18 protein-coding genes and 1 pseudogene are annotated in these 23,568 nt (G+C 52.5%); 6 read left to right on the forward strand and 13 right to left on the reverse strand.

The window, feature by feature from the left end:
- Positions 1–14 precede the first annotated feature (14 nt).
- Entirely contained in the window at positions 15–3,881 is a 3,867-nt protein-coding gene (gene addA, locus G614_RS0109225) for a helicase-exonuclease AddAB subunit AddA (protein ID WP_027641741.1), read from the reverse strand.
- Complete coding sequence (locus G614_RS0109230; protein WP_027641742.1) at positions 3,859–7,461, reverse strand: PD-(D/E)XK nuclease family protein; 3,603 nt, start codon at positions 7,459–7,461, stop codon at positions 3,859–3,861. The genes addA and G614_RS0109230 overlap by 23 nt, the downstream gene beginning before the upstream one ends.
- Before the next feature lie 53 nt (positions 7,462–7,514).
- On the opposite strand from G614_RS0109230, the gene G614_RS0109235 reads away from it, so the two are divergent.
- Both G614_RS0109235 and G614_RS0109245 read left to right on the forward strand, forming a co-directional pair.
- A complete protein-coding gene (locus tag G614_RS0109235; protein ID WP_027641743.1) occupies positions 7,515–7,952 on the forward strand; it encodes a hypothetical protein in 438 nt (145 codons plus the stop codon).
- A 500-nt stretch (positions 7,953–8,452) separates the two neighbouring features.
- On the forward strand, positions 8,453–9,532 hold the full coding sequence (locus G614_RS0109245; protein ID WP_027641744.1) for a helix-turn-helix domain-containing protein: 1,080 nt from the start codon (positions 8,453–8,455) through the stop codon (positions 9,530–9,532).
- A gap of 309 nt (positions 9,533–9,841) precedes the next feature.
- Here the strand turns inward: G614_RS0109245 and G614_RS27175 are convergent.
- The 5 genes and pseudogenes from G614_RS27175 to G614_RS0109270 all read right to left on the reverse strand — a co-directional run.
- A pseudogene (locus G614_RS27175) lies at positions 9,842–10,045 on the reverse strand (hypothetical protein); the annotation flags it as partial.
- Between the two features lie 23 nt (positions 10,046–10,068).
- Positions 10,069–12,489 (reverse strand): ribonucleoside triphosphate reductase, encoded by a 2,421-nt coding sequence (locus G614_RS0109255; protein ID WP_027641745.1) that lies wholly within the window; start codon positions 12,487–12,489, stop codon positions 10,069–10,071.
- Positions 12,490–12,792: 303 nt separating this feature from the next.
- The gene (hflX, locus tag G614_RS0109260) at positions 12,793–14,073 is read right to left on the reverse strand and encodes a GTPase HflX (protein WP_027641746.1); all 1,281 of its coding nucleotides are present in this window, start codon (positions 14,071–14,073) and stop codon (positions 12,793–12,795) included.
- Between the two features lie 2 nt (positions 14,074–14,075).
- Positions 14,076–15,080, reverse strand: coding sequence for a tetratricopeptide repeat protein (locus G614_RS0109265; RefSeq protein ID WP_027641747.1), 1,005 nt, complete (start codon positions 15,078–15,080; stop codon positions 14,076–14,078).
- A gap of 10 nt (positions 15,081–15,090) precedes the next feature.
- Positions 15,091–15,606 (reverse strand): dUTP diphosphatase, encoded by a 516-nt coding sequence (locus G614_RS0109270; protein WP_027641748.1) that lies wholly within the window; start codon positions 15,604–15,606, stop codon positions 15,091–15,093.
- Positions 15,607–15,773: 167 nt separating this feature from the next.
- On the opposite strand from G614_RS0109270, the gene G614_RS0109275 reads away from it, so the two are divergent.
- Positions 15,774–16,037 (forward strand): helix-turn-helix transcriptional regulator, encoded by a 264-nt coding sequence (locus tag G614_RS0109275; RefSeq protein WP_027641749.1) that lies wholly within the window; start codon positions 15,774–15,776, stop codon positions 16,035–16,037.
- A gap of 135 nt (positions 16,038–16,172) precedes the next feature.
- Positions 16,173–16,502 (forward strand): helix-turn-helix domain-containing protein, encoded by a 330-nt coding sequence (locus G614_RS0109280; protein ID WP_002569878.1) that lies wholly within the window; start codon positions 16,173–16,175, stop codon positions 16,500–16,502.
- Positions 16,503–16,688: 186 nt separating this feature from the next.
- Here the strand turns inward: G614_RS0109280 and G614_RS0109290 are convergent, their stop codons facing one another.
- The 6 genes from G614_RS0109290 to rbr form a co-directional block, all read right to left on the reverse strand.
- On the reverse strand, positions 16,689–17,315 hold the full coding sequence (locus G614_RS0109290) for a manganese efflux pump (protein WP_027641750.1): 627 nt from the start codon (positions 17,313–17,315) through the stop codon (positions 16,689–16,691).
- An 87-nt stretch (positions 17,316–17,402) separates the two neighbouring features.
- Complete coding sequence (scpB, locus tag G614_RS0109295; RefSeq protein ID WP_027641751.1) at positions 17,403–18,254, reverse strand: SMC-Scp complex subunit ScpB; 852 nt, start codon at positions 18,252–18,254, stop codon at positions 17,403–17,405.
- 13 nt (positions 18,255–18,267) lie between these two features.
- Positions 18,268–19,068, reverse strand: a complete 801-nt coding sequence (locus G614_RS0109300; RefSeq protein WP_027641752.1) for a segregation and condensation protein A — start codon at positions 19,066–19,068, stop codon at positions 18,268–18,270.
- Positions 19,069–19,102: 34 nt separating this feature from the next.
- Positions 19,103–19,984 (reverse strand): metallophosphoesterase, encoded by an 882-nt coding sequence (locus G614_RS0109305; protein ID WP_027641753.1) that lies wholly within the window; start codon positions 19,982–19,984, stop codon positions 19,103–19,105.
- 44 nt (positions 19,985–20,028) lie between these two features.
- Positions 20,029–20,715 carry an HAD family hydrolase gene (locus G614_RS0109310; RefSeq protein WP_027641754.1) on the reverse strand — a complete coding sequence of 229 codons (687 nt, stop codon included), beginning with the start codon at positions 20,713–20,715 and terminating at the stop codon, positions 20,029–20,031.
- Positions 20,716–20,877: 162 nt separating this feature from the next.
- Positions 20,878–21,492, reverse strand: coding sequence for a rubrerythrin (rbr, locus tag G614_RS0109320; RefSeq protein ID WP_027641755.1), 615 nt, complete (start codon positions 21,490–21,492; stop codon positions 20,878–20,880).
- A 195-nt stretch (positions 21,493–21,687) separates the two neighbouring features.
- Here rbr and G614_RS0109325 point away from each other — a divergent pair, with 195 nt between their 5' ends.
- Together G614_RS0109325 and G614_RS0109330 are read left to right on the forward strand one after the other, a co-directional pair.
- A complete protein-coding gene (locus G614_RS0109325) occupies positions 21,688–22,098 on the forward strand; it encodes a helix-turn-helix domain-containing protein (protein ID WP_027641756.1) in 411 nt (136 codons plus the stop codon).
- 174 nt (positions 22,099–22,272) lie between these two features.
- The gene (locus tag G614_RS0109330; protein WP_027641757.1) at positions 22,273–23,403 is read left to right on the forward strand and encodes an extracellular solute-binding protein; all 1,131 of its coding nucleotides are present in this window, start codon (positions 22,273–22,275) and stop codon (positions 23,401–23,403) included.
- Positions 23,404–23,568: the final 165 nt, after the last annotated feature.

Raw genomic sequence — 23,568 nt, forward strand, 5'->3', positions numbered from 1 at the left:
CCTGATACCTTCCTTCATACGTTTATACTCATCTGAAGCGCAAGGGAATAGATAATGCGCTCTTTTACATGTTTCTCAGTCAGCTGTGTCAATGCGCGCTCATAATAGTCCAGCTGGACCCTGTAGCGCTCTGCCAGCATCTTTGCTCCCTGTTGCAAATTTCCTTCCGGTATATGGTCTGTCTTGTAATCAATGAGGACCAGTCCGTCCTCTTCCTCCAGATAGGCGTCGATGATTCCCTGTATGAGTACCAGCTCATCGGAATCACCAAGTCCCATTTCCCTGGCAGGCATGCCTATGATGAACTGCTGTTCCTTATGGAGACGTCCCTCTGACTGTGCTTTCGCCATACGCTTTCCAAGGGGACTGGACAGGAAATTCCATATGACATTCGGATTAATGAAGTCATGGGCCTCCTGGTCCAGGAATCCGTCCTCCAGAAGCTTATCCACCACCGGCTTTACCTCCGCCAGGCCGTGTATCTCATGAAAATGGATATGCTCCAGAACCGCGTGGTATGCGGTTCCGCGCAGGGCTCCGCGGTTTGGAGCGGCTGAGGATGTTTTTTTCTGTTCTCCGGCTTCCTGAAGTGCCGGGACGACAAGGGCTATTCCCTCCATATTATCACTGTCCGTGCCAATGGCATCCTCTGTTCGTCCTATCTGGCTCTGTTTTTTGAGTTCGGATACAGACACCATGGCGTACAGTCCGGTATCTGATTCATAAGGGTACTCATATTCCAGGGCTTCCCTGAGACGTGTTCCAAATGCCGCATCGTACACCCTCTCCTCATCCAGGTTCAGAAGGTCTTCCTTTTTCATCTTCCGTATGATTTGCCGGGTGATTTCCCCGCCAATCAGGTCCTTTACCTGAATCTGGCGCATTTCCATATGGGTAGCCGGAATAGCGGGCTGCGCCATAAGGAGCCAGTCCAGGCAGGAATTTGCCGAAGCCAGTATGGTATAGGGCAGCCGGCCCTGGGAAAGCGGGATATCCTTCCACTTTCCCAGCTTATTCTCCAGTGACTTATCCGCGGCTGTCATAATCAGCTTTTCCTTTGCCCTGGTCATGGCCACATAGAGGACCCTGAGCTCCTCTCCCATTGTTTCCAGCTCCATCCGGCGCTTCAATGCCTGCTTTTTAAGAGTTGGCGCCTTGACCCGCAGCTCCAGGTCCAGGAAATCCGCCGCTGCCCCTAAATCCGCATCCAGAAGAATCTGGCCGTATGCATCCTGCTTGTTAAACCGCTTGCCCAGACCTGCCAGAAATACCACAGGGAATTCCAGGCCCTTGCTCTTATGAATACTCATGATACGCACCGTGTTGTCCTGCTCACCGGCCACGCCGGCCTCGCCGAAGTCCGTATCAATCTTTTTCAGTTTTTCAATGTACCTTACAAAATGAAACAGACCCTTGTAGCTGGTGGATTCATAGGCAGCTGCCTTTTCCACCAGCATGTCCAGGTTGGCCCGTCTCGTCTCCCCGGCCGGCATAGCGGATACGTAATCGTAATATCCGCTCTCCTTGTATACCCGGTACAGCAGCTCATGGATGGGCAGATGCCTTGCCTCTCCCCGCAGCCGTTCCATAAGCAGCGACAGCTTAAGGGATTTAAGTGAAATGGAATAGGCTGCCTTTACCGGTATGCTGGATAAGCCCACTGTAATCCAGCCATTTTCCATATCAGAATTTTCTTCCGAACCTGGTCCATTTTTTGGCCCTGGTCCTTCCTCCAGCCAGAGCCTCCACGCCCCGTATACGCCCCGGTCCTGGCCCTTTTTGGAATTCCGCTTGTAGGCAGCCATCATCCAGGCCATCTCCTCATCGTCCATTTCCACAATGGGTGAACGCATGACTGCGGCCAGCGGAATATCCTGCATGGGATTGTCAACGACAGACAGAAGACTAAGAATCGTCTCCACTTCAACCGTGTTGAAATATCCGGTCCTGGTCTGGGCAAAAGCCGGGATTCCTTCATTCATCAGCACATTTACAAACACCTCTGACCATCCGGTCATGCTTCTGAGCAGGATGACCATGTCGCCGTAACGGGCCTTGCGGTAAGCTCCCTTGGATTTGTCCCACACCAAAATCCCCTGGCCTTCGCTTACCAGCTGGCGTATTCTTCCGGCAATCAGCCGGGCTTCCAGCTCCTTTGCCGTATAGTCAAGGGAATCCTCGTCCAGCTGTCTCAATGTATCGGCACCCGTATCCACCAGGAGAAGTTCTGTAGGCGTTCCGGCTTTGAAGCAAATTTGGCCGGCTTCCTGCCTTTCAGACTCCCCCTCATCCAATTCCAGGCCCCAAACCGTTTTCCTGTTCACTTCCTCAAATTTCGCGCCGGGATAAAGGGCTGTCTCAGGCGTATACGTGATTCCTCCCAGATTCTTTGTCATGATTTGATAAAACACATCATTGACACTGGTCAGCACAGACTCCCTGCTCCGGAAGTTCTGCTGCAATTCAATCATCTGGTACGGTCCGCTTTCCCTGGAATATTTTTCGTATTTATCCATGAAAAGCTCCGGCCTGGCCAGACGGAACCTGTATATGCTCTGCTTCACATCCCCCACCATGAACACGTTGGGATGGCCGGACCGCTCCCTGGAAATGCTGGTAATCAATGCTTCCTGGACATAGTTGCTGTCCTGATATTCATCCACCAATACCTCTTCGTACTGCCGGCTCAGCTCGTCTGCTACCTGAGACGGACGGGAAACCTTTTCTTCCCCATTCCCCGTTTCCTCCCGCTCATACAGAACCTCCAGCGCCAGATGCTCCAAATCATTAAAATCCAGCACGTTCCGCTCCCTCTTGGCATCCCTGTATGCCTGGCCGAACATGCCTGTAAGCCTTAAGAGTTCCCGGATGACCATTCTGGTCCCTCTCATGCTTTCCACCACTTCCTCCGGACTCTGCTGGCCGTAGAACTCCCTGCATTTTGCCACGGCCTTCTTGACCCGGTCCCTGCATGCGCTTACAAATGCCTTCTTATCACCGTCAATATCCTTGCTCCGGATGGATGCCAGCCGGTCGAAGCTCATGTTCTGCAGGCTGTTATACAGGGCTTCAAAGCTTCCTGTGGCCGCGGCCCTTCCTATGGCCTCTATTTTACTCCTGTCGCTTATGAGCATTGGCTCGTATGCCAGGGGGCCATTTTCCTCCAGGCACACCTTAAGGGCTTCCCCAAGCTGCCCGGAAAGCTCCTCCATCTGTCTGGCCACATCCTCCATCAGGAAAACCATCCAGGGGCTTCCCTCCATTTCCCGGATGCTTTCCTCCTCCAGCTCCTTCTGACAGGATGCAAGCCATTCCTTTGGCCATGGATGGCTCTGGGAGAACTGCCACGCCTGGAGAATCACATCCTCAATTCCCCGGTCTGATTTTCCGCGCCCGAAATGCTCCACGAACCTGGCAAATTCCGCACCCGCCTCATCGTAACAGTTTTCCAGCATTTCCCTCATACAGTCCCCCCTCAAAAGGGACAGTTCTCCCTCATCCCCGATACGGAAGGCCGGATCTATGTCCAGGCTGTTATAATGGCTGCGGATAATATTCAGGCAGAAGCTGTCAATGGTGGTAATCTGGGCCTGGGGAATCAGGGCTGCCTGGAGCCACAGATGCTCGTCCTCAGGACGTTCCTTCAGCTTCTGCTCCACCGCAGCGCCTATCCGCTCCCGCATCTCTGCCGCGGCCGCATTGGTAAACGTCATTACCAGCAGCTGGTCAATATCCAGAGGATGGTCTCCTTCGCTTATCATCTGGATGATACGTTCCACCAGCACGGCCGTCTTACCGCTGCCCGCAGCCGCGGACACCAGAAGGTTCCTGTTCCTGCTGTCTATTACCTCTTGCTGTTTACTGGTCCAATTCACTGCCATCTGTTTCCTCGTCTCCTTCAGCTTCCAATTCCGCCCAGATTTCCTCAGGCTTAAGTCCCTTGAGCCTGCGGTATCCATAGCCTGCTGTCTTGGTGTCAAATCCGCACACAGCATGGTAGGGACAATAGTCGCAGGCTGTCCTGCTTCCCTGTTTGTAAGGCTTTAAGTCCACATTTCCCATCAGGATATCCTGCCCGGCCTCCCTGAGCTTCCGGTTCACGAACCGGCGCAGGTCCCGGAAGCGTCTGGTGCTGGCCACGGACGAGCGGCTTTCCTGGACATAACCGTCCTTTATTGCTACTGGTATCACATCGGATTCCTTATCTATCTCCCTGTCCAGATGATGGATAATATCCAGATCACTGTTTACCAGCCCGTTCATCCTGAGCTGCTTTAATATCTGTTTCTCGATATCCTTTTCATCCATTCCTTCCTGCTTATCCGCTATCGGGTCACCTATGTGGTAGTAGAAGATACCGGCAGGCACCACCTCCTTGTCCGGGTGCTTCCTCTCCTCCATCTCCACCGCCGCATCCATATAAACCACCAGCTGAAGCTGCAGTCCATAAAACAGGGCAGCCAGGTCAAAGGATGTGGTTCCTGACTTATAGTCAATGATTTTTACATAAACATGGTCCTCATCCCTGCACAGGTCCATGCGGTCAATGCGTCCCCGAAGCTGCAGCTCCTCATCCTCTGACAGGCCGATGCGCATGGCCTTTAGGTTATCAATGGCTGAAAAGGACACCTCGAACCCCACCGGCTCAAAGTCGCCCTTTTTCACCTGCTCTGCCAGGGCCCATATGGTGCGGTCCGTAATCCGCTCCACCCTGCCTGCCAGGTATGCGTTGCGGGCTGAGCTGGACATAATTGTGTTGCCGTATTCCTCCGTCACCCGGGTCACACATTCCTTTACAAGGCTCTTTCTCCCCTCTTCGGTCAGCTCCCTCCAATCCTGCCCTCTGTCCTTCATACAGGCAAAGCACCTGTCGATGGACTGGTGGAACAGGTTGCCCATGTCCACAGCTTCCAGCTCATACTCCTGCCGCTCCATCAGTTCCAGTCCATACCGCAGGAAATGGGCGTAGGCGCAGGAGGCGAACTGTTCCAGCCGGGTCACGCTGCCCTGTAATTCCCTGCCGTAAAGGGCCCTGGCAGCCGCACGGCCGATTCCCCTTTCCTCATAGGAATAGAAAGCAGCGTCCACCAGCTGCCTAACCTTATCCCGGTGCCCCGCCGATGTGTAAAAATGCTGAAAGAGCTGCATAAAGGCTGCTTCCTCCCGCTCCCTGTCATCCTCACTCTGTTCCTGCATTCCACGGAGCCCCTGTATAAGAAGCTCCCTGGCATCCCTCTCGGTCTGCACCGGCCATTCCACGGAATGCTCGTCCAGGGTTTCCATTCCCGGAAACAGCTTTCCCACTTCTCCCATAAGATTGGAGGGTCTCTGGCTCTTGCCGTCCGACGTAAGTCCGGCATAGGTGAGCACCAGCTGTCTGGAGGGCTTTGACATCATAAGATACAGGTAAAATTTCTGAATACAGCCATCCTCTTTCACCGTGGGAGCCAGCTCTATATCCATTTTTCTGAGAGCCGCCCTGTCACGGTCCGTTAAAAGGCTTCCTCCGCTCTTTCTCTGAGGCACCGTACCCTCGTTCACTCCCACAAAGAACAGTACCTTCACTGCCTCCAGACGGCTTCGGGTGATATCCCCCACCATGACCTGGTCAACCGTGGCTGGAATCACTCCCACCTGGATTTCCTGGAAACCAGCGTCCAGAATCTGGATATAATTCTTCATGTCCGCCTTTTCCGCACCCAGCAGCCCTTCCAGCCTCTCAAACAGTTCCAGTACACGGTCATAGACCTGGCCGTATTCCCTGGCCAGGTTCTCGTCCCCGGGCTCTCTTCGCTCCAGAAAGAAATCCCTGTATTTCTCCAGCTTTTCCCTCAGCTTCATATGCTCTAAAAATTGGCGCAGGGCTGCCGTGACAGAGGCAATGGTGGCTCCCTCTGCTTTAAAGGCCTCCCGCAGAGACCGCAGAGGCTCCAGTATCCACATGCGGTATTCGTTCAGCTCCTTCAGGTTCAGCTTTTCACCGCCTCTGTACTGCCGTTCCCAACAGGAATCCCAGCGCTTCCACCCGCGTATGCCCAGGGCCCGCACATAATTTTCCAGCCGGTCCGTCATCTGCTCCACATGCTCCCTGGAACCGTCAAACCCGGTTTCACTATCATGCTTTGGGGAAATCCTGTCTATAGCCCTGTCTGCATCTGCATCCGCCTCCAAATCCATGCCGGACTTCTCATACACCAGCCCTGTCTTCAGATACCGGAACACGCTCTCATAGGAGAAATCCTTCACCATCTCCAGCGCTGCCCGTATCAGCTCCACCATGGGATTTTCCAGAATACTCTTCTTATCATCCAGGAAATAGGGAATCCCGGCCTCATCGAACTGGTGGGCCAGCTCCCGTCCATAGGATTGAAGGTCCCCGGTAATGACGGCGGCATCCCGGTAACGCATCCCTTCCTCCTTTATCATCTGCTCAATCCTGCTGCACACATAGGCTGCCTCCCCTGCCGGGTTGCGTCCCTTGTACACCTGAATGCGCTCCGCATTTCCCTCCCAGGTCCTGCCAGAATACCGGTACAGGTTCTGTTCCAGGAAATCCAGCTCCGGGCTCTCATCATACCGCCAGGCCGGACGCCGGTTACAGATGATGTCCTCCTTCTTCGGTATCCCATGCTGCTTTGCCATGGCGGCCACGCGGCATACCGTATGGCGGCTCATGTAAAACAGATGCTGGATGCTGCTCTCCTTGTAGGCTTCTTCCCTGGAATCAATGGTGACCGTGCACACCACATCCCTGGCGTGCATCAGGAACAGCTCCACCAGCCTGTACTGGACCGGCGTGAAGCCGGTGTAGCCGTCCAGAAGGATAATGCTGTCCTTAAGGGGCTCCCACTTTGGAAGCTCCCTGCACAGAATGTCCAGAATCTCCTCAGCCGTGATGTAGTGGCTCTCTATATACTCCCTGAAACCGCTGTAAATCACCTCCAGATCCTCCAGCTTCTGGACCAGAAGAGGAGCATCCGTCTCCTCCCGCACTTCCCTCAGCATGTCCGGCGTAATACCGTACTGGTACAGCTCCGAAATCTGGGACTTAAGCTGGCTGATGAAACCGGTCTGCTCCAGATGCCCCTTATAGAGGGACAGCTTTCCTCTCTTTAACCCGGCCACCTTGCGCAGCACCATGGATTTTCCCATGTCATCCAGCACAACCGGGATTCTGACTCCCAGGTCCTCGAATACCCGGTAAGCCAGACGCTTAAAGCTGAGGATGTCTATGTTCATAATCCCGTGTCTGGGGTGGAGCCGAATGATTTCCTTCTGTGTCTGCATGGTAAACTGCTCCGGCACCACCACCAGGTACTTTTGTTCCGGATGCTTCATGGACTCCTTTATGACCCGGTCATAGAGCATCCTGGTCTTTCCTGAGCCTGCCCCTCCCAATATGAACTGTAACGCCACGTTTTCTCTCTCCTTCCGGCAGGCGGGACAACGAAAACTTCTCATATTTACCCGCCCTGCAACATAAGCTTTAACAAACTATCTTAGAGGTCCTGACTATGAGCTCTAAAACCAAAATTGTGGTACTAAGGATGAAGGAAATCATCTACACCGCAATCTTCGTAGGCCTTGCCATCCTTTTAATTACCCTCTGTTTCATCATGTTCCGGCCTGGGAAGGACAACGTTTCCGTATCCGCTGAACCTGCCGGCTACCTGCCGGGCGTATACAGCGCGGCACTGACCCTTGGCAGCGAAGATGTGAATGTAAAGGTAACTGTGGATGCCAACCGCATTACCTCCGTTGACCTGGTTCCATTAAGTGAGGCTGTCACCACCATGTACCCGCTTATGCAGCCCACCCTGGATGACCTGGCCAGCCAGATTATAAGCAATCAGTCCACGGAGAACCTTACATATCCCAGCACCTCCCGCTATACCTCCACTGCCCTGCTTAATGCCATCAACACGGCGCTGGACAAAGCAAAAGTGGATTGATAAAAGCGGGTGTATGTATCCCAAAGCACTCCTGCACGTCTTGAAGCTCCTGCCCCATGTCATGAAGGCGGGGGCTTTTCCGACGCACCAAATGTAAAAAACGGCAGATTGCTCTACCGTCTTATCCTACAAAAGAATATATTTTATCGTACCATGTTTCCCGACCCGTGTCAAGTTGGCAAACACACGTTTTGTCCCTACGGCAAACACACGTTTTGTCCCTTTCCCAGCCGTGCAGGGACGTTTAAGCCCCTGGACCCAGATAGATATAGGGGTACATGGTTCCGTCCTTTATACGCACGCCCATAAGCCTGGGAGGTTCTTTGGCAAAAACAGCTTCCTCTTCCTGCCCTATGCCAGGCAGACAGGCTTCCATACATAACCGTCAGTTAAGAAAATCCTCCCGCTGTTTAACGGCGCCTCCATTGCGCAGCGCCTTTCTATGGTCTATACTAACTATATCCGGCCGGACAATTATGTTATACAGAGGAGATTATTATATGGAAATTAAACTAGGCCCGCGCATTGCATCACTGCGCAAATCCAAATCTATGACGCAGGAACAGTTAGCCCTTGCCCTGGGCGTGTCGCCTCCTGCTGTCAGCAAATGGGAGACAGGTGCCTCCTGTCCGGACATTGCTCTTTTATGCCCTCTGGCCCGCGCCCTGGGAACCAATGTGGATACCCTGCTGCAGTTCGAGGAAACCCTTACAGAAGAACAGATTGATGCCCGGCTGAATGAAATCGTTGAGACAGCCCGGAATCATGGGTATGAAGCCGCGGACGGCATGGTACAATCGCTTCTGCATACCTATCCCTCAAGCATCCCCTTAAAATCCAGGGCAGTTACCTTGTTTGACCTGTTCGCGATGCTGTTTCCCGCCCAGCCCCAGCAGATTAAGGATGGCTGGATTAAGCAGAAGAAACAGCTTCTGGAGGACGTGCGTGCAAGCGGTGCCGCGGCCTTCTGGCAGGCAGCGGTATCCCACCTGGCTTCCATCGCCATAGTGGAAGGCGAGCTGGAGAAGGCAGAGAGCCTTTTAAAGGAACTGCCCCAGCACAGCACTGACTCCACCTCTATCTGGGCAATGCTGTACCTGAAAAAAGGAGAAGCTCCCCAGGCCTTGGAGGTCATACAGAAACGCCTGTATGTGCTGACACTCCAGGTACAGAGCTTCCTGACTCAGATGATGAACCCGGAAATGACCCCTGACACCGCAAGGACACTGGAACTGTGCGTCATTTACCGCCAGCTGGAAGAACTGCTGGGCGTGGGAAATGGCATGAGCCCGGGCTTCTTTGCCCAGGCTTACCAGCGGGCCGGAAAAGACCAACAGGCATTGGACAGCATGATTCAGTTTGTGGACGCCATCACCGGCACGGTCCAGAAGCCTAATCCCATCCTGTTCTCTCCTGCGGTAAAGATAGATGGGGAACATCCTGCCGCCACAAAGGAAATGCGTGAACTGCTCCTTAAGGGCCTGCTGGAGGATGAGTATTATAAACAGTTTCTGAATGATGAACGGTTCCAGGCTGCAGTGGATAAGCTCAGGGGTAGCATCCAAGAAGAGACGGCCTGAGCATCCGATATAGCAAAAGGACAGCCGCACGGTAAAAATACCTGGCGGGCCGTCCTTTTTTACATCTTTTACCTATTTGCATTAAAATGAGAAACTTTCTTACTGTGTCAATTCCATCCTGGTGCCCCTCCTGCTGCGTCACAATCCCTCTGAGCAGGATTGTCTTCCAAAGACTCACCATGGATTTAATGAAACAAATCAGCAGCGGATTCCCGTTTGCCTCGGCTATGCAGATAAGGGAGCGGCGGTCCGCGTCATTCCCGACAACTCCCCATCCTCTCACCAAAGATGTCTTATCAGGAATTCCTATTATCTTTCCTTTCGGAATTTCTTACTCTTAAACACATACACATGGGCAGCCATTGAGGCTCCGAACACAACCAGCAGAATGGATTCCACCACATCCGGAAACCGGTTAAATCCCACTCCGAAGCTGCAGGCAGCGTCCACAAGGAATATCCATTTCTCCACCTGGAACACCTTTTTCAGGTCATAGTCCTCCTTTTTGGTGGAGCAATACATCCATCTTCCAGCCCTTATGCCTTTACTGTACTTGTATGATTCTGCTCCACAAACCTGCGGATGTTGGAAGCATTGGCAAACTTCTGTACGATGCCGTCGCTTACAATTACCAGGGTAGGTGCCTGCATGATGCCGAATTTTTCTGCCAGGTCAGGACGCTCCTCCGCATTGATAATCTGGTAATCCTGTCCCTTTAAGAACTCCTTTGCCGATACACAGTTGGGACAGGTCTTGGTGGTAAAGAGATACAGGCGGGCTGAGGCGGCTCCCTTTTCCTTCCCCTGATGGGAAGCCTCTGTCCTGGCACTGTTCGCCCGCTCCCTGGTATCTGCCACGATTCTGGACACGCCATGCTTTAACTGGGATTTGCCTATGTTGTAGTTGGTACGGTTCTTGTACTCCTGGGTCTTGCCCTCGTTCCAGTTCTGGACCGGACGGTAGTAACCGGTAATACGGCTGTAGACCTCTGCCTTCTCCCCGCAGATTGGACAGGTGAAATGCTCCCCAATCAGGTATCCGTGGCACTTGCAGATGGAATATGTAGGCGACAGGGTATAGTAAGGCAGCTTGTAGTTCTCAGCAATCGTGCGCACCAGGTTGGCTGCGGCCTTCCAGTCAGGCATCTTCTCACCCAGGAACGCGTGGAACACGGTTCCTGATGTGTACAGTGTCTGAAGCTCATCCTGGATGTCCAGGGCATCAAATACATCCTCCGTATAATCCACAGGAAGATGGGAGCTATTGGTGTAATACGGCGTATCCCCCTCTGCCCCGGCAGTGATAATGTCGGGATAGCGCTCCTTGTCATGCTTGGCCAGACGGTAGGTGGTGGACTCAGCCGGCGTAGCCTCCAGGTTGTAAAGGTCGCCGTACAGCTCCTGATAATCCGACAGGCGTTCCCTCATATGGTTCAGCACGTTCTTGGTGAACGCCTGGCATTCCCTGTGGGTCAGGTCCTTTCCGACCCATCTGGCATTGAGGCCTGCCTCGTTCATGCCTATGAGGCCGATTGTGGAAAAATGATTCTCAAAGGTGCCCAGATATCTCTTTGTGTAGGGATACAGGCCCTGGTTCAAAAGCTTTGTTATGACCTGGCGCTTGGTCTTTAAGGAGCGGGCAGACACATCCATCATGTGGTCCAGCTTTGCATAGAAGTCAGCCTCGTCCTTGGCCTGGTAAGCGATTCTTGGCATGTTGATGGTCACGACGCCCACGGAACCGGTGCTCTCGCCGGAGCCGAAGAACCCGCCTGTCTTCTTGCGCAGCTCCCTGAGATCCAGACGGAGACGGCAGCACATGCTGCGGACATCGCTGGGCTGCATATCGCTGTTGATATAGTTGGAGAAGTAGGGCGTTCCGTACTTGGATGTCATCTCAAACAGAAGCCGGTTGTTCTCTGTATCTGACCAGTCAAACTCATTGGTAATGGAGTAAGTGGGGATGGGGTACTGGAATCCGCGTCCATTGGCATCACCTTCAATCATGGTCTCGATGAACGCCTTGTTAATCAGGTCCATCTCCCTCTTGCAGTCTTTATACTTGAAGTCCATCTCCCTGCCGCCTACAATAGCATTCATCTCTGCCATATCATCCGGAACAGTCCAGTCCAGGGTGATGTTGGAGAAGGGTGCCTGGGTGCCCCAGCGGCTGGGGGTATTCACTCCGTAGACAAAGGACTCAATGCACTTTTTTACCTCCGGATAACTTAAATTATCTGCTTTCACAAAGGGAGCAAGGTATGTATCAAAGGAAGAAAATGCCTGGGCTCCGGCCCATTCGTTCTGCATGATTCCCAGGAAGTTGACCATCTGGTTACAGAGCACGGACAGGTGCTTTGCCGGCGAGGAGGTAATCTTTCCCGTGATGCCTCCCAGGCCTTCCATAAGGAGCTGCTTTAAGGACCAGCCCGCACAGTATCCTGTGAGCATGGACAAATCGTGGATGTGGATGTCCGCATTGCGGTGTGCCTCTGCTATCTCCTGGTCGTAAATCTCGCTGAGCCAGTAGTTGGCTGTCACGGCACCGGAGTTGCTGAGAATCAGCCCTCCCACGGAATAGGTAACCGTGGAATTCTCCTTCACACGCCAGTCCTCCACCTTCACATAGCTGTTCACCACGTCCTTATAATCCAGAATCGTGCTGTTCATGTTCCGTATCTTTTCCCGCTGCTTTCTATATAAAATGTAAGCCTTTGCCACATCTGTATATCCGGTCTGTTCAAGGACGTGCTCCACGCTGTCCTGGATTTCTTCCACAGAAATCTTTCCATCCTTCATCTTATTCTGAAAATCTGCAGTCACCCTTAAGGATAACAACTCCAGAATCTCATTGTTGTAATCTTTGGATGTTGCCCTGAATGCCTTTTTGATAGCCTCTGTTATCTTATTCAGACTAAACTCGGCAACTTCCCCATCCCTTTTAACTACCTGAATCATACCACTTGCTCCTTTCAACCCACGTACACTTTATTCAACCCTTTTTCCGCGTCTGTTAAACCCGGAATGACACAGCTGTTTCACGGCTGTTAAAACGCAGGGCCCGCTCCGTATGGAGCGAGCTACGCACCCATTATAGCAGATGGAAATACAAAACACAATATCTATGAATAACATTTTATATTATCCCAGATATTGTGTCCTATTAACTGTACTTATAACTCTTTTTCCCAGATCCCCGCAAAGCCGCATACCTGCGTGGTTTTTCGGACAGGGGGCATTTTATTTCATATTCACTTAAATTCAGTCGGAATAAAGCTTTCCAAAAAGCTCTGCCGGCACATATGCCTTTACCGCGATTCCGTCCTCCTGGTATTCCTCCTCCAGAAGCTGACCATACTTGCGGATGGTCTGAATGCGTCCTGCCTGGCTGTATGGAAATACTTTTTCCAGCAGAATCCGCCTGCTGCGTATAATGGCCTGAAGCACCTTCTGAAGTTCTTCCAGCCCCTCTCCGGTCCTGGCCGAAATCCGCACCTGGTAGTCGGATGAGAAATCCCTGGGAATCTGCATGACACTGCTGTCCTCCCTGGCCTCCAGCTCACGGAACCGGTCCACCTTGTTGAACACGGTGACTATGGTCTTATCCACGATCTCCAGTTCCTTCAGGGTTTCCTTCACCACGTGCATCTGCATGTCTATCTGCGGATTGGAACAATCCACCACATGCAGGAGTATATCGCTGTAGCGTGCCTCCTCCAATGTACTCTTGAACGCCTCAATCAGATGATGGGGAAGCTTGCGGATAAATCCTACAGTATCTGTAAGCAGTATCTGCTGGCCATCCTCCAGGGTATAGCTTCTGGTAGTGGGGTCCAGAGTGGCGAAAAGCTTATCCTCCGCCAGGATTCCCGCCCCGGTCAGACGGTTGAGCAGGGTGGACTTTCCCGCATTGGTGTAGCCCACAATAGCTGCGGAAAGGGCAAAATTCTTCTCTCTCTGCTGCCTGGTCACCTCCCGGTGGCGCTTCACATCCGCCAGCTCCTCCTTAAGCTGGCCGATTCGCTGGTGGATAAGCCTGCGGTCTGTTTCCAGCTTTTTCTCGCCGGGCCCTCTGGTGCCTATGCCGCCTCCCAGACGCGACAGGGAATTACGCATGCCTACCAGGCGCACGGCCCTGTATTTTAACTGGGCCAGCTCCACCTGAATCTTGCCCTCCCTTGTGCTGGCACGGGAGGCAAAGATATCCAGTATGACCATGGTCCTGTCCATGACCTTGGTGTCCAGGGCATCCTCCAGGTTCCTGAGCTGGGCCGGTGACAACTCATCGTCGCAGATAACGCCTGTGGCCCGGGTATCCCATAACAGCTCTCTCACCTCGTCTATCTTACCCTTCCCCAGGTAAGTGCCCGGATGGACCTTTTCCCGGTTCTGGATGATTCTGGCCACAGTCACAGCCCCGGCTGTGGAGGCCAGCTCCTCCAGCTCATCCAGGGAATCAGGCGTGTCCTCCTCCTCAGCAGTGCTCACCGCCACCAGTATTACCTTTTCCTGCAGTTCACTCAAATCAATTAATTCCGCCATTCCTACCTCGTCTTCAAAAATGCAATCTCATGCTCCGCGTCTTCATCGGAGCCAAACTCCTTTACAAAGTCCTCAAACAATGCCAGGGCTTTATCGTACTGCTGTAAGTGTTCGCAGGCAACGGCCCGGTTATACGAAAGCTCCTTCAAAAGCTCTCCGGAACCGTCCCCATCCTTCGTTTCTTTTTTGTCCGTCTCTTTGCCTGTTTTCCGGTCTTTCTCCTGTAGAGCCGCAGCCTGGGCAGCCGCGGCTACCTGGTACCCTTTGTCAAATGAATCATAAGCACTCTGATAATCCTCCGCAGCCATCTGGCATAGACCCATTTGATTATAGATTTCACCATGTTCCATCCCATCCTTAAGTGCATCTTCATAAAGCGCCATAGCCTTATCGTATTCCTTCGCATCCACGCAGGCGCTTCCAGCGGCCAGCAGGGCCTCCTGCCTGCCGGGCACCGGCTTGTCCTTCTTATCCAGTGCTTCCGCCTCCTGGTAGCGCTTAATGGCATTATCCGTATCTCCCAGTCGGGCATAGCAGCTGCTCTGCCTGTACATATACTCCGGTGTGTCCGGCTTCATCTCCAGGAGAAGGTCATAGGTGTGAATAGCCGCATTATAATCCTTTAACATAAACTCTGCGTCCGCCCTGTATAAGAGCACATCCCGTTTGAAATCCTCTGCTCCCCTGCCGGACTTTTCAAGGGCCGTATCAAAGGATCCGATGGCCCCTGCATAGTCCCCTGCCTCCAGCTTCTCTATACCCTCTGCACGGAACTGGCGTTTCTTGGAGGTGGTCATGTGCGCCACCAGCCGGAATGTTCCCACTGCAATCAGCCCCACGAGAAAGATGCAGATTGCCCATGCAATGACTGCTCTGATAATCCGGTTCCTCCTGCGGCGCCTGCGCGCTGCATTAGAGACCGGCCTTTTGCCTCCGTATCCAGGGTGCTGCCCCTTTGACTGGGGCCTTCGCCCGCTGCTGTATGACCTCTGTCCACGACTTCCCATATATTCCTACCTACCTTGCATCCGTACTTCCAAAACCGCCGTTGCGCACATCACTGCATTCGTCGTCCACGGTGATGCCGTAGGGAATGAAAATTCCCTGTGCGAATCCCGCGCCCTGTCCCAGTTCCACGGTCTTTCCCTCCCTGGAATCATTGGTTATCTTAATGAACATATGGCCTTCATTGTCTGAATAAAAATAGTCGCTGTCAATGATTCCCACTGTGTTGTTCAGCTGGAGCCTGAATTTAAATCCCAGGCTGCTGCGCGGAAAAATCTGGAGCACCCAGCCTGCGTCAATCTCCGCCCTGACGCCTGTGGGGACCTTCATGCTCTCACCAGGATCCAGGGTAAGGGGAACCGGGGTAAAGAAATCATATCCAGCGGAGCCGGACGTGGCCCTGGCCGGAAGCCGGATTCCTTCATAAATATGTATTATCTTTTCCTCCGGAGTATCCGGGAAGGTATCGGCCCAATCGGCCTTAAACTGTTCAAAACTAACTTTATGAAATTTCGCGATTCTCTGCATAATTTTCTCCTGTCTCTTTCATACTTTTACAAGTCTATCATAATCCCACAGAATTTTCTACTTTATTTTTTATTCCTTCTTTATTAGAAACTTTGATATATTCATATTCATTACAATCATAAAAGAACTTCACTTTTAGAAGTATTACACCGAACAGAGGGACATCTATGAAAATTTCCTACAATTCCCAGCCACAGAAAAATCTGATTGGCAATCAGATTTTCAAGCTGCGCAAGAGCAGAAAACTATCCCAGAAGGAAATGGCTGCCCAGCTCCAGGTGCAGGGCTATTATTTCAGCGAACTGACCATCCTCAGAATTGAGAAAGGCAAACGCCTTGTGACGGACATTGAGCTTAAGATACTTTGCGACTATTTCCATATCACCCCCAATGACCTGCTGGGATACGGGGATGACGGCCGTCTGGTATAGCAATGCATTGTACGTGTATTTATGCATTATATAGTGAATTCCCCCACTACTACATTTCAGCCTAATGTTTTTTTCACCTCTGGGATACAATAATACAAAAGATTTTGTAGATAATAGACAATGGTGGTGAAAAACATGATGAGTTATGAGCTGGAGCGCATAGAAGAACTTTGCAGAGAGAGGGGATGGAGTCATTACCGCCTGGCACTGGAGATGGATACTTCCCCTAACAATATAGGGAACCTGTTCAGACGTACCACGGTTCCCAGTATACCGACCATACGGCGTATCTGCGAAGTCATGGGGATAACCATGGCCCAGTTCTACAGCACCGATGGCATACAGGTTACCCTGAACGAACAGCAGAGGCGGATTATGGACCTGTATGATAAATTGGACCCTCTGGATAAATCAAAGGCAGAAGCTTACATGGAAGGCCTGTCAGCCAAGGCAAAGGATATATAGCGGTAAAACGGCAGTCAAAAGCAGCCCCGGACCGGCGTATGGGAATTCCCGTACGCCGGCTGGGCTGCTTTTTTCGTGTTTTTATGTTCTTTCCGTATAAACTGGCAAAAAATCAGGATGCAGGACACCATGAGGCACGGTCCAAAACCATCCTCAGCCATCCCCCGCGTTCAGCCATCCCCCGCGTCAATGAAGGACCTTCATCAGAGCCAGGACCATCAGCAGGACGCCGCTAATCCAGGACAGGTCGCACCGGAAGCGTGAAGCCACCTTGCGCCCCAGCCACAGGCCGCCGTACATCATACAAACTCCCACGGCAAAGGACAGTGCCAGGGTTGCTGCCACGGGAATATCCAACAGGGCTGCCATGGTTCCGGCCACCAGGCTGTCAATGGACATGGCCATGGCCAGGAATACGGTCTCCTTCCATCCAAGGGACTGGGAGCCGTCCACGTCCGCTGCCATGGGATCCCCGTAAATATTGACTATGACCTTCATTCCTGACAGGGAAAAGCTCAGATTACGGCGGATACAGCAATGGCGGTTGATATAGGCCTTGATGCTGTAATCCAGGAATTTGATGAATCCCAGCAGAAACAGGCTTACAAAGCAGATGAGCCTGGTCACATCCCCCGGAAGGACAGAGCTTATAACGCTGCCCAGCCCCAGGGCCAGGCCCAGACATCCGCTGCATATACCATTTAACAAAGCTACCTTTCCCCAGCCCACGTGGACCCGGTTGGCTCCATATGCAAGGCTGGCCACAAAGGTATCTGTACAGAGGGCAAATACTAAAATCAGACTTCCAAGCATGATATCAACTTTTTCTTTTTATTTTAGTATATTCCTCATGTACTGCTTTGGGAATCTCCTCTGTGTACAAACACGGGGCATCAGGCATCAGGCTTCCGGTTCCCGGACCTCGCCGGCTTCCACAGATTCCTCGGCCGTCACAGCAGCTTCCTCCGCCGCTTCCTCGGCTTCCTCTGCCGCTTCCTCGGCTTCCTCAGACGATCCCTTCAATCCTTCCGCAGCCTCAAGAGTCAGTTCCTCCAGCTTAAGCTGCAGCTCCTCTTCCACCTCTGCCTTGATTTCCGCTTCCTGCTCAGGACCCAGGTCCGGCAGATCCTGGACCGATCCTACGCCGAACCTGCGCAGAAATTCCTCTGTGGTGCCAAAAAGGACCGGACGGCCGGGAGCGTCCAGGCGGCCCACCTCGTAGACCAGGTTATATTCCACCAGACGGTTTACCGCATGGTCGGACTTGACGCCGCGTATCTTCTCAATCTCCATCTTGGTAACAGGCTGCTTATAGGCAATGATGGACAGGGTCTCTAACACTACTTCCGTCAGCACCTGCTTCTTGGGGGCAGACGCCACCCGTATCAGGTTTTCGTAGTAGACTGCCTTGGTGCACATCTGGTAGCTGTCCTCCAGCTGGGTTATCTCCATGCCGCTTCTGGCTGACCTGTACCGCTTCATCAGGCGTTCCACGGCCTTCCTGGCCACTTCTTCCGGCTGGCCGATGGCTGCTGCCAGCTGGCGAAGCTCCACCGACCTTCCCATGGTAAAGAGCACTGCCTCTATGACCGCCTCCTGCTCTTTTTCATCCTCTGTGGGAGGATAGGCAAGCTCCGTCTGCCCTTCCTGCTCCTTTGATTCTCTTTTCTCACTTCCGGCCAGCTTTCCGGTGCGGGTTTCAACCACGCCAGCCCCGGCCTCCAGGGCTTCTATTCTGTCTTGATTGCTCATATGATTCCATCCATCATCCTTCAAAATCACCCAGCTGGGCCAAATCCAGCTCCTCTTCCTCGCCTTCCTGCTCCAGCGTCTCTATGTCCATGTCCCCAAAGGTCTCTTCCTGGCTCAGATGAATCTTTCCTATCTTCATCAGCTCCAGCACTGCCAGGAAGGTGACCACCACCTCCAGCTTGTCCGGCTGTCCCTCCAGGAGTTCCCTGAAGCTGAATCTGCGCTTCCTCCTGGCGTAGAGCAGCACGTTGCCTATCTTCTGTTCCAGGCTTACGGGTTCCCTGTGTATGGTTCCGAAATTGCTTCGGATAGGGTCTATCTTGTCCTCCTTGCGCTTCATTACCTGCTCAAAGATTCTCTGAAGCTTAGCCAGTGTAAACCCGTCCAAAAGCTTGTCCAGGTCCACCGGAGGCTCGTATTTTGCCACCTCCGGCGGCAGGGTGGAGGGCTTGTAGAGATGCTTCAGAGCCCCATCCTCCCGGTCAGCCAGTTCATCGGCCATCAGCCTGTACTTTTTATATTCCAGCAGGCGCATAACCAGCTCTGCTCTGGGATCTATTTCCTCCCCTTCCTCATCCACTTCCTTGGGAAGGAGCATCCTGGCCTTAATGTCAAGCAGCGTGGCCGCCATCACCAGGAACTCGCTGACAATATTTAAGTCCTCCCGCTCCATATGGCGCACATAATCCAGGTACTGGGCCGTGATTTCCACAATGGGAATATCATATATGTTTATCTTGTTTTTCTCAATGAGATGTAGCAGCAGGTCCAGGGGACCTTCAAAATGCTCCAGCTTATAGGATATGGTTTCCATTCTTTCACCTGTCAATGGTATTCATTTTATGGTATTATGTCTGACACGCCCTTCTCAAACGGATTAACACCAGCTGCGGCCTGTTGTTCAGGCGGATGTTGATGGAGTGGGTTCCCAGTCCCCGGCTGACAATCATCCGCTTCCCGTTCCGCTCAAAATCCCCGGCGCACCAGGGCAGGAAGAACTGGTACTGGGGCGTCATGACTCCCCCCAGCCCCGGTATGCGGATGGTGCCTCCGTGAAAATGCCCGGCCAGGGTCAAATCCGCTCCCCAGCGGGCATAGGAATCAAAATACAGGGGGGAATGGGCCAGAAGTATGGTGAACGGCTCCTCCTTACAGGAAGAAGGTCCTTTGCCCAGTTTCCGTTCCATATAGCCTGCGGGCATCAGCGGCACCTTATGGTACAGGGCCTTCCGGTAGAAACAGGGCGATAGATCCAGACCGGCAATCCTCAGGTCCCTTCCCAGGAAGGCACAGCTGTCCTCCAGGTAATGAACGCCCATGGCAGTCATGGCATCCCTGTACTCCTCGTAAAGGTCCCCGTATAAGCTGCGCTCCCACACCATGCGGTTCTCATGGTTTCCGTTGCCGCAGTAAACCGGATAGCTGGCCGCCAGCTGGCGAAACAGCTTTAGCGGGACCTTTATGTCCCGCTTTCCCTTGCAGACCATCATGTCTCCGCCGGATAATACCGCGTCCGGATTCAGACGGTGAATCGCCGCCACCAGTTCCCCGTTGTCCCGGCCGAACTCGTTGTTGTGAAGGTCGGACAGGAATATCAGGTTCCTGTCCTTTTCCAGCTTAGGGGAAATGATTTCTGTCACTTCCACTGAAAAATGCTTTTTTTCGTACTCAGACCGCAGCACACAGGCAGCGCCTGCCGCCGCGACCAGGGAAACAGCTTCTTTCCACATATAATTCATTCCTTTATTAGATGACAGCTTCTTTTATAGGGCTGCTATGGCTGCTTCAATGACAGCCTTCCGGTCTCAAAGAGGCCGATGACATCTGTAAGACTGTCACAGCAGGCAGTGAGCAGCTTCCGGATTTCTTCATCCGGCTGGTCCTGGTCAGGTATCATCACCGGATTAAAACCGCCTGCCGCGGCTGCTTTGATTCCGTTAAAGCTGTCTTCCAGGACAACGCATGCCTCCGGCTCCACCCCCAGCCGCCGGGCTGCCAGCAGGAAGATGGCAGGGTTTGGCTTTGCTTCCTTTACCATGTCCCCGTATATGTAATCGTCGAAATAGTCCTCCACCCCGGCTCCCTTTACATTGCCCTGGGTCCAGCTCTCGCTGCTGGCCGTGGCCACGGCTGTCTTTATGTTGTGGTCTTTCAGGTATATAAGCAGTTCCTTAAGGCCCTTTTTTACCGGGACGCCGTGCTCTGCAATCCAGCGGTAGGAGTATTGGCGCTTCTCTTCCCGGAACCGGTCATAGTCCTTCATGGCCTCCTCACCGAACTGCAGTGTGCAGACCTGTTTTACCTTGTCAGGTTTGCATCCCCGGATTCCCCGCAGGAAGTTGCCGTCCACATGGATTCCGTATTTAGGTCCTACTTCAAACCAGGATGTGGCGGCCAGGCTTTCCGTGTCAAACATAAGTCCGTCCTGGTCGAATATGACTGCTTGAATTGGATTTGGCATATATCTGTTCTCCTTAATAGGTGGTAATCAGTTTTCTGTCTCATTTGCAAAGGCGCGGCCGGCCCTGATTTGGCTGTGTTCCATCAGGGCCCCGGGCTTTGCCTGCGTGGACATTATACCACCCACTCACCCTCTTTGTAAAATCTTATTTTGCCTGTCCCGCTACTTTGCCTGATTATTCTCCTTCAAATACCATGGCGCCAGCTCCCTGCGGGCAAAATAGCCCTGGTCGTGGCGGCATACCGGACAGTACTGAGGGGGTTCTTCTCCTTCATATATATATCCGCAGTTGGTGCAGATCCAGGTCTCCTTCTGCTGGCTGACATACAGGTTCCCGGCTCCCAGCAGGTCTGCCAGATACCGGAAACGCTCTCCGTGGGTCTTCTCAATCTTTGCAATCATACGGAAGGTGGCTGCAATCTGAGAAAAGCCTTCCTTCTCCGCAATGTCTCCAAAGGATTTGTACACCACGTCATGCTCCTCGTATTCGTTGTGGGCTGCCGCATTCAGCTGAGCCAGGGTGTTCTTTTCCAAATCCACCGGATAACCACCGTCTATGAATATGGTTTCCTTATCTAACGGCTTCAGATAGTCATAAAATATTTCTGCATGCTCCTTTTCCTGGTCTGCCGTGTAGCAAAATACCGCCTCCACCATGGGCATCTTCTGCTCCTTTGCCAGCCCCGCCGCAAAGGTATAGCGGTTCCTGGCCTGGCTCTCTCCCGCAAAGGCTCTCATAAGGTTCTTAGCTGTCTCGCTGGTCTTAAAATCAGTCATGGATTCTCCTCCTAATTATATATGAAAACAGTGTGACATATGGTCATTCCTACTATTCCCATTTTCCTCTCTTTTATTCCCATTTCTTCCAATGATCCTTGTATTTATGCATACTTCATGGTATAATCCATTTATTGATAATAGCCATTTAAAAGCCCGGTTTTACGGACTTTAAAAGCCAAAGGAGGATAAGCCATGATACGCTATGACCGGCTGTGGGCAACCATGGAAGCCCAGGGCATGACTCAGTACAGACTGATTAAACATTACAATTTCAGCGCGGGCCAGATAGGACGGCTGAAAAAAAACATGCATGTATCCACCCACACCCTGGATACCCTCTGCACGCTGCTGGGCTGTGATATCGGCGATATCATAGAGTACATCCCAGAGGGACAGCCCGCCCCAGAGAAACCGCCTGTTTCCGAAGCTGTCTCCGGAGAAAAGGAAGCTTCCTCCAAATCCAGGAAATCCGACTCCCCCAAAGGCGAAAAGCCCAAGAAGTCTGAACCCAAGAAATCCGCAAAATCAAAAAAGAGCGATAAAAAGGCTGCAAAGGACGGAAAAGAGGGCAAAAAGGGGAAGGAAGGCAAGAAAAACAAGTAAACTTCAGCTATATCAACAGACGGACTGGAAATTTTCAATCATTTCACTCCGTCTGTTGTTTATTCTCCACCTTTTTGTGAGATTGTCGGATTTACTTTCCCCACCCAAATGCTAAAATTAAGTTATGAAAAATGTGGTGCAGCAAAAAAATATGTTTAAGGGAGGAATGTTCATATGAGAAAATTTCAAAAAGCAACCGCAGTCATCATGGCAGCAGCCCTGGCAGCCACCGGCTGCAGCGCAGGCGGGGCAAAGACCGGCGACCCACAGCAGCCTTCCGGCACAGAGGCAGCCAAGACAGAGGCAGCGGCCGGCGCTGATAAGACAGAGGCAGCTAAGGATGCTGCTTCCGGTGAAGAGGAGCCTGTGCTGGTCGTCTATACGGCCAGAAGCGAGGCCCTGAACAACGCCGTGATTCCTGAGTTTGAGAAGGATACGGGAATCAAGGTAGAGGTGGTGGTGGCAGGTACCGGCGAGCTGTTAAAGAGGGCCCAGTCTGAAAAGGATAACCCACTGGGCGATATATTCTGGGTAGCTGACCAGACCATGCTCTCCTCCTCTAAGGAACTGTTTATGGAGTATGTATCGCCTGAGGATGAAAACATGCTGGATGCGTTCCGCAATACCACCGGCTATTTCACCCCTGCCTTTGCAGACCCAACGGTCATGATTGTCAATAAAGACTTAAAGGGCGACATGAGGATTGACGGCTTTGAGGATTTGTTAAACCCTGAGTTAAAGGGCAAGATTGCATTCGGCGACCCTGTAAACTCCAGTTCCGCGTTCCAGTCCCTGCTGGCCATGCTCTACGGCATGGGCAAGGACGGAGACCCGTTATCCGACGAGGCATGGACTTATGTGGACCAGTTCATCGCAAACCTGGACGGCAAGATGGCCAACAGCTCCAGCCAGGTATACAAGGGCGTTGCGGAAGGCGAGTATGTGGTGGGCCTGACCTGGGAAGACCCTGCTGCCAACTATGTGAAGGAAGGCGCCGCGGTTGAGGTGGTATTCCCCAAAGAGGGAGCCATATTCCCCGGCGAGTCCGTACAGATTTTAAAGGACTGCAAGCATCCTGAGAATGCAAAGAAATTTGTGGACTATATGCTCTCCGAGAAGATTCAGAACGCAGTGGGCTCCAACCTGACTGTAAGGCCCCTCAGAAAGGATGCCAAGCTGGCTGACTACATGACGCCTCAGTCTGAAATCAAGCTGTTTGATAACTACGACGAGGGCTGGGTTGCCGAGCACAAGACAGAAATTACCAACCTCTTTAGCGAGCATATGGAGTCATCCATGGACTAACCACCTGCTCCGCTCATCTGACAGAACACGCAAAACCGGCATAAACATGCCCCCAAAGGACTGCCTCTTACGCTGACCACATCATCCTGTCACCGCACATCACCTCTTGGCGGCTCGAAACGGTCAGATTCGGCAGTCCTTTTTAAACGCCTGATACACAGGCGC

Source organism: [Clostridium] clostridioforme AGR2157, from assembly GCF_000424325.1.
Classification (GTDB): domain Bacteria; phylum Bacillota; class Clostridia; order Lachnospirales; family Lachnospiraceae; genus Enterocloster; species Enterocloster clostridioformis_A.

Excerpts from the sequence above, each read along its gene's own strand:
- addA (WP_027641741.1), bottom strand. The coding sequence starts at position 3,881 with ATGGCAGTGAATTGGACCAGTAAACAGCAAGAGGTAATAGACAGCAGG.
- G614_RS0109230 (WP_027641742.1), bottom strand. The coding sequence starts at position 7,461 with ATGAGAAGTTTTCGTTGTCCCGCCTGCCGGAAGGAGAGAGAAAACGTG.
- G614_RS0109235 (WP_027641743.1), top strand. The coding sequence starts at position 7,515 with ATGAGCTCTAAAACCAAAATTGTGGTACTAAGGATGAAGGAAATCATC.
- G614_RS0109245 (WP_027641744.1), top strand. The coding sequence starts at position 8,453 with ATGGAAATTAAACTAGGCCCGCGCATTGCATCACTGCGCAAATCCAAA.
- G614_RS0109255 (WP_027641745.1), bottom strand. The coding sequence starts at position 12,489 with ATGATTCAGGTAGTTAAAAGGGATGGGGAAGTTGCCGAGTTTAGTCTG.
- hflX (WP_027641746.1), bottom strand. The coding sequence starts at position 14,073 with ATGGCGGAATTAATTGATTTGAGTGAACTGCAGGAAAAGGTAATACTG.
- G614_RS0109265 (WP_027641747.1), bottom strand. The coding sequence starts at position 15,080 with ATGGGAAGTCGTGGACAGAGGTCATACAGCAGCGGGCGAAGGCCCCAG.
- G614_RS0109270 (WP_027641748.1), bottom strand. The coding sequence starts at position 15,606 with ATGCAGAGAATCGCGAAATTTCATAAAGTTAGTTTTGAACAGTTTAAG.
- G614_RS0109275 (WP_027641749.1), top strand. The coding sequence starts at position 15,774 with ATGAAAATTTCCTACAATTCCCAGCCACAGAAAAATCTGATTGGCAAT.
- G614_RS0109280 (WP_002569878.1), top strand. The coding sequence starts at position 16,173 with ATGATGAGTTATGAGCTGGAGCGCATAGAAGAACTTTGCAGAGAGAGG.
- G614_RS0109290 (WP_027641750.1), bottom strand. The coding sequence starts at position 17,315 with ATGCTTGGAAGTCTGATTTTAGTATTTGCCCTCTGTACAGATACCTTT.
- scpB (WP_027641751.1), bottom strand. The coding sequence starts at position 18,254 with ATGAGCAATCAAGACAGAATAGAAGCCCTGGAGGCCGGGGCTGGCGTG.
- G614_RS0109300 (WP_027641752.1), bottom strand. The coding sequence starts at position 19,068 with ATGGAAACCATATCCTATAAGCTGGAGCATTTTGAAGGTCCCCTGGAC.
- G614_RS0109305 (WP_027641753.1), bottom strand. The coding sequence starts at position 19,984 with ATGTGGAAAGAAGCTGTTTCCCTGGTCGCGGCGGCAGGCGCTGCCTGT.
- G614_RS0109310 (WP_027641754.1), bottom strand. The coding sequence starts at position 20,715 with ATGCCAAATCCAATTCAAGCAGTCATATTCGACCAGGACGGACTTATG.
- rbr (WP_027641755.1), bottom strand. The coding sequence starts at position 21,492 with ATGACTGATTTTAAGACCAGCGAGACAGCTAAGAACCTTATGAGAGCC.
- G614_RS0109325 (WP_027641756.1), top strand. The coding sequence starts at position 21,688 with ATGATACGCTATGACCGGCTGTGGGCAACCATGGAAGCCCAGGGCATG.
- G614_RS0109330 (WP_027641757.1), top strand. The coding sequence starts at position 22,273 with ATGAGAAAATTTCAAAAAGCAACCGCAGTCATCATGGCAGCAGCCCTG.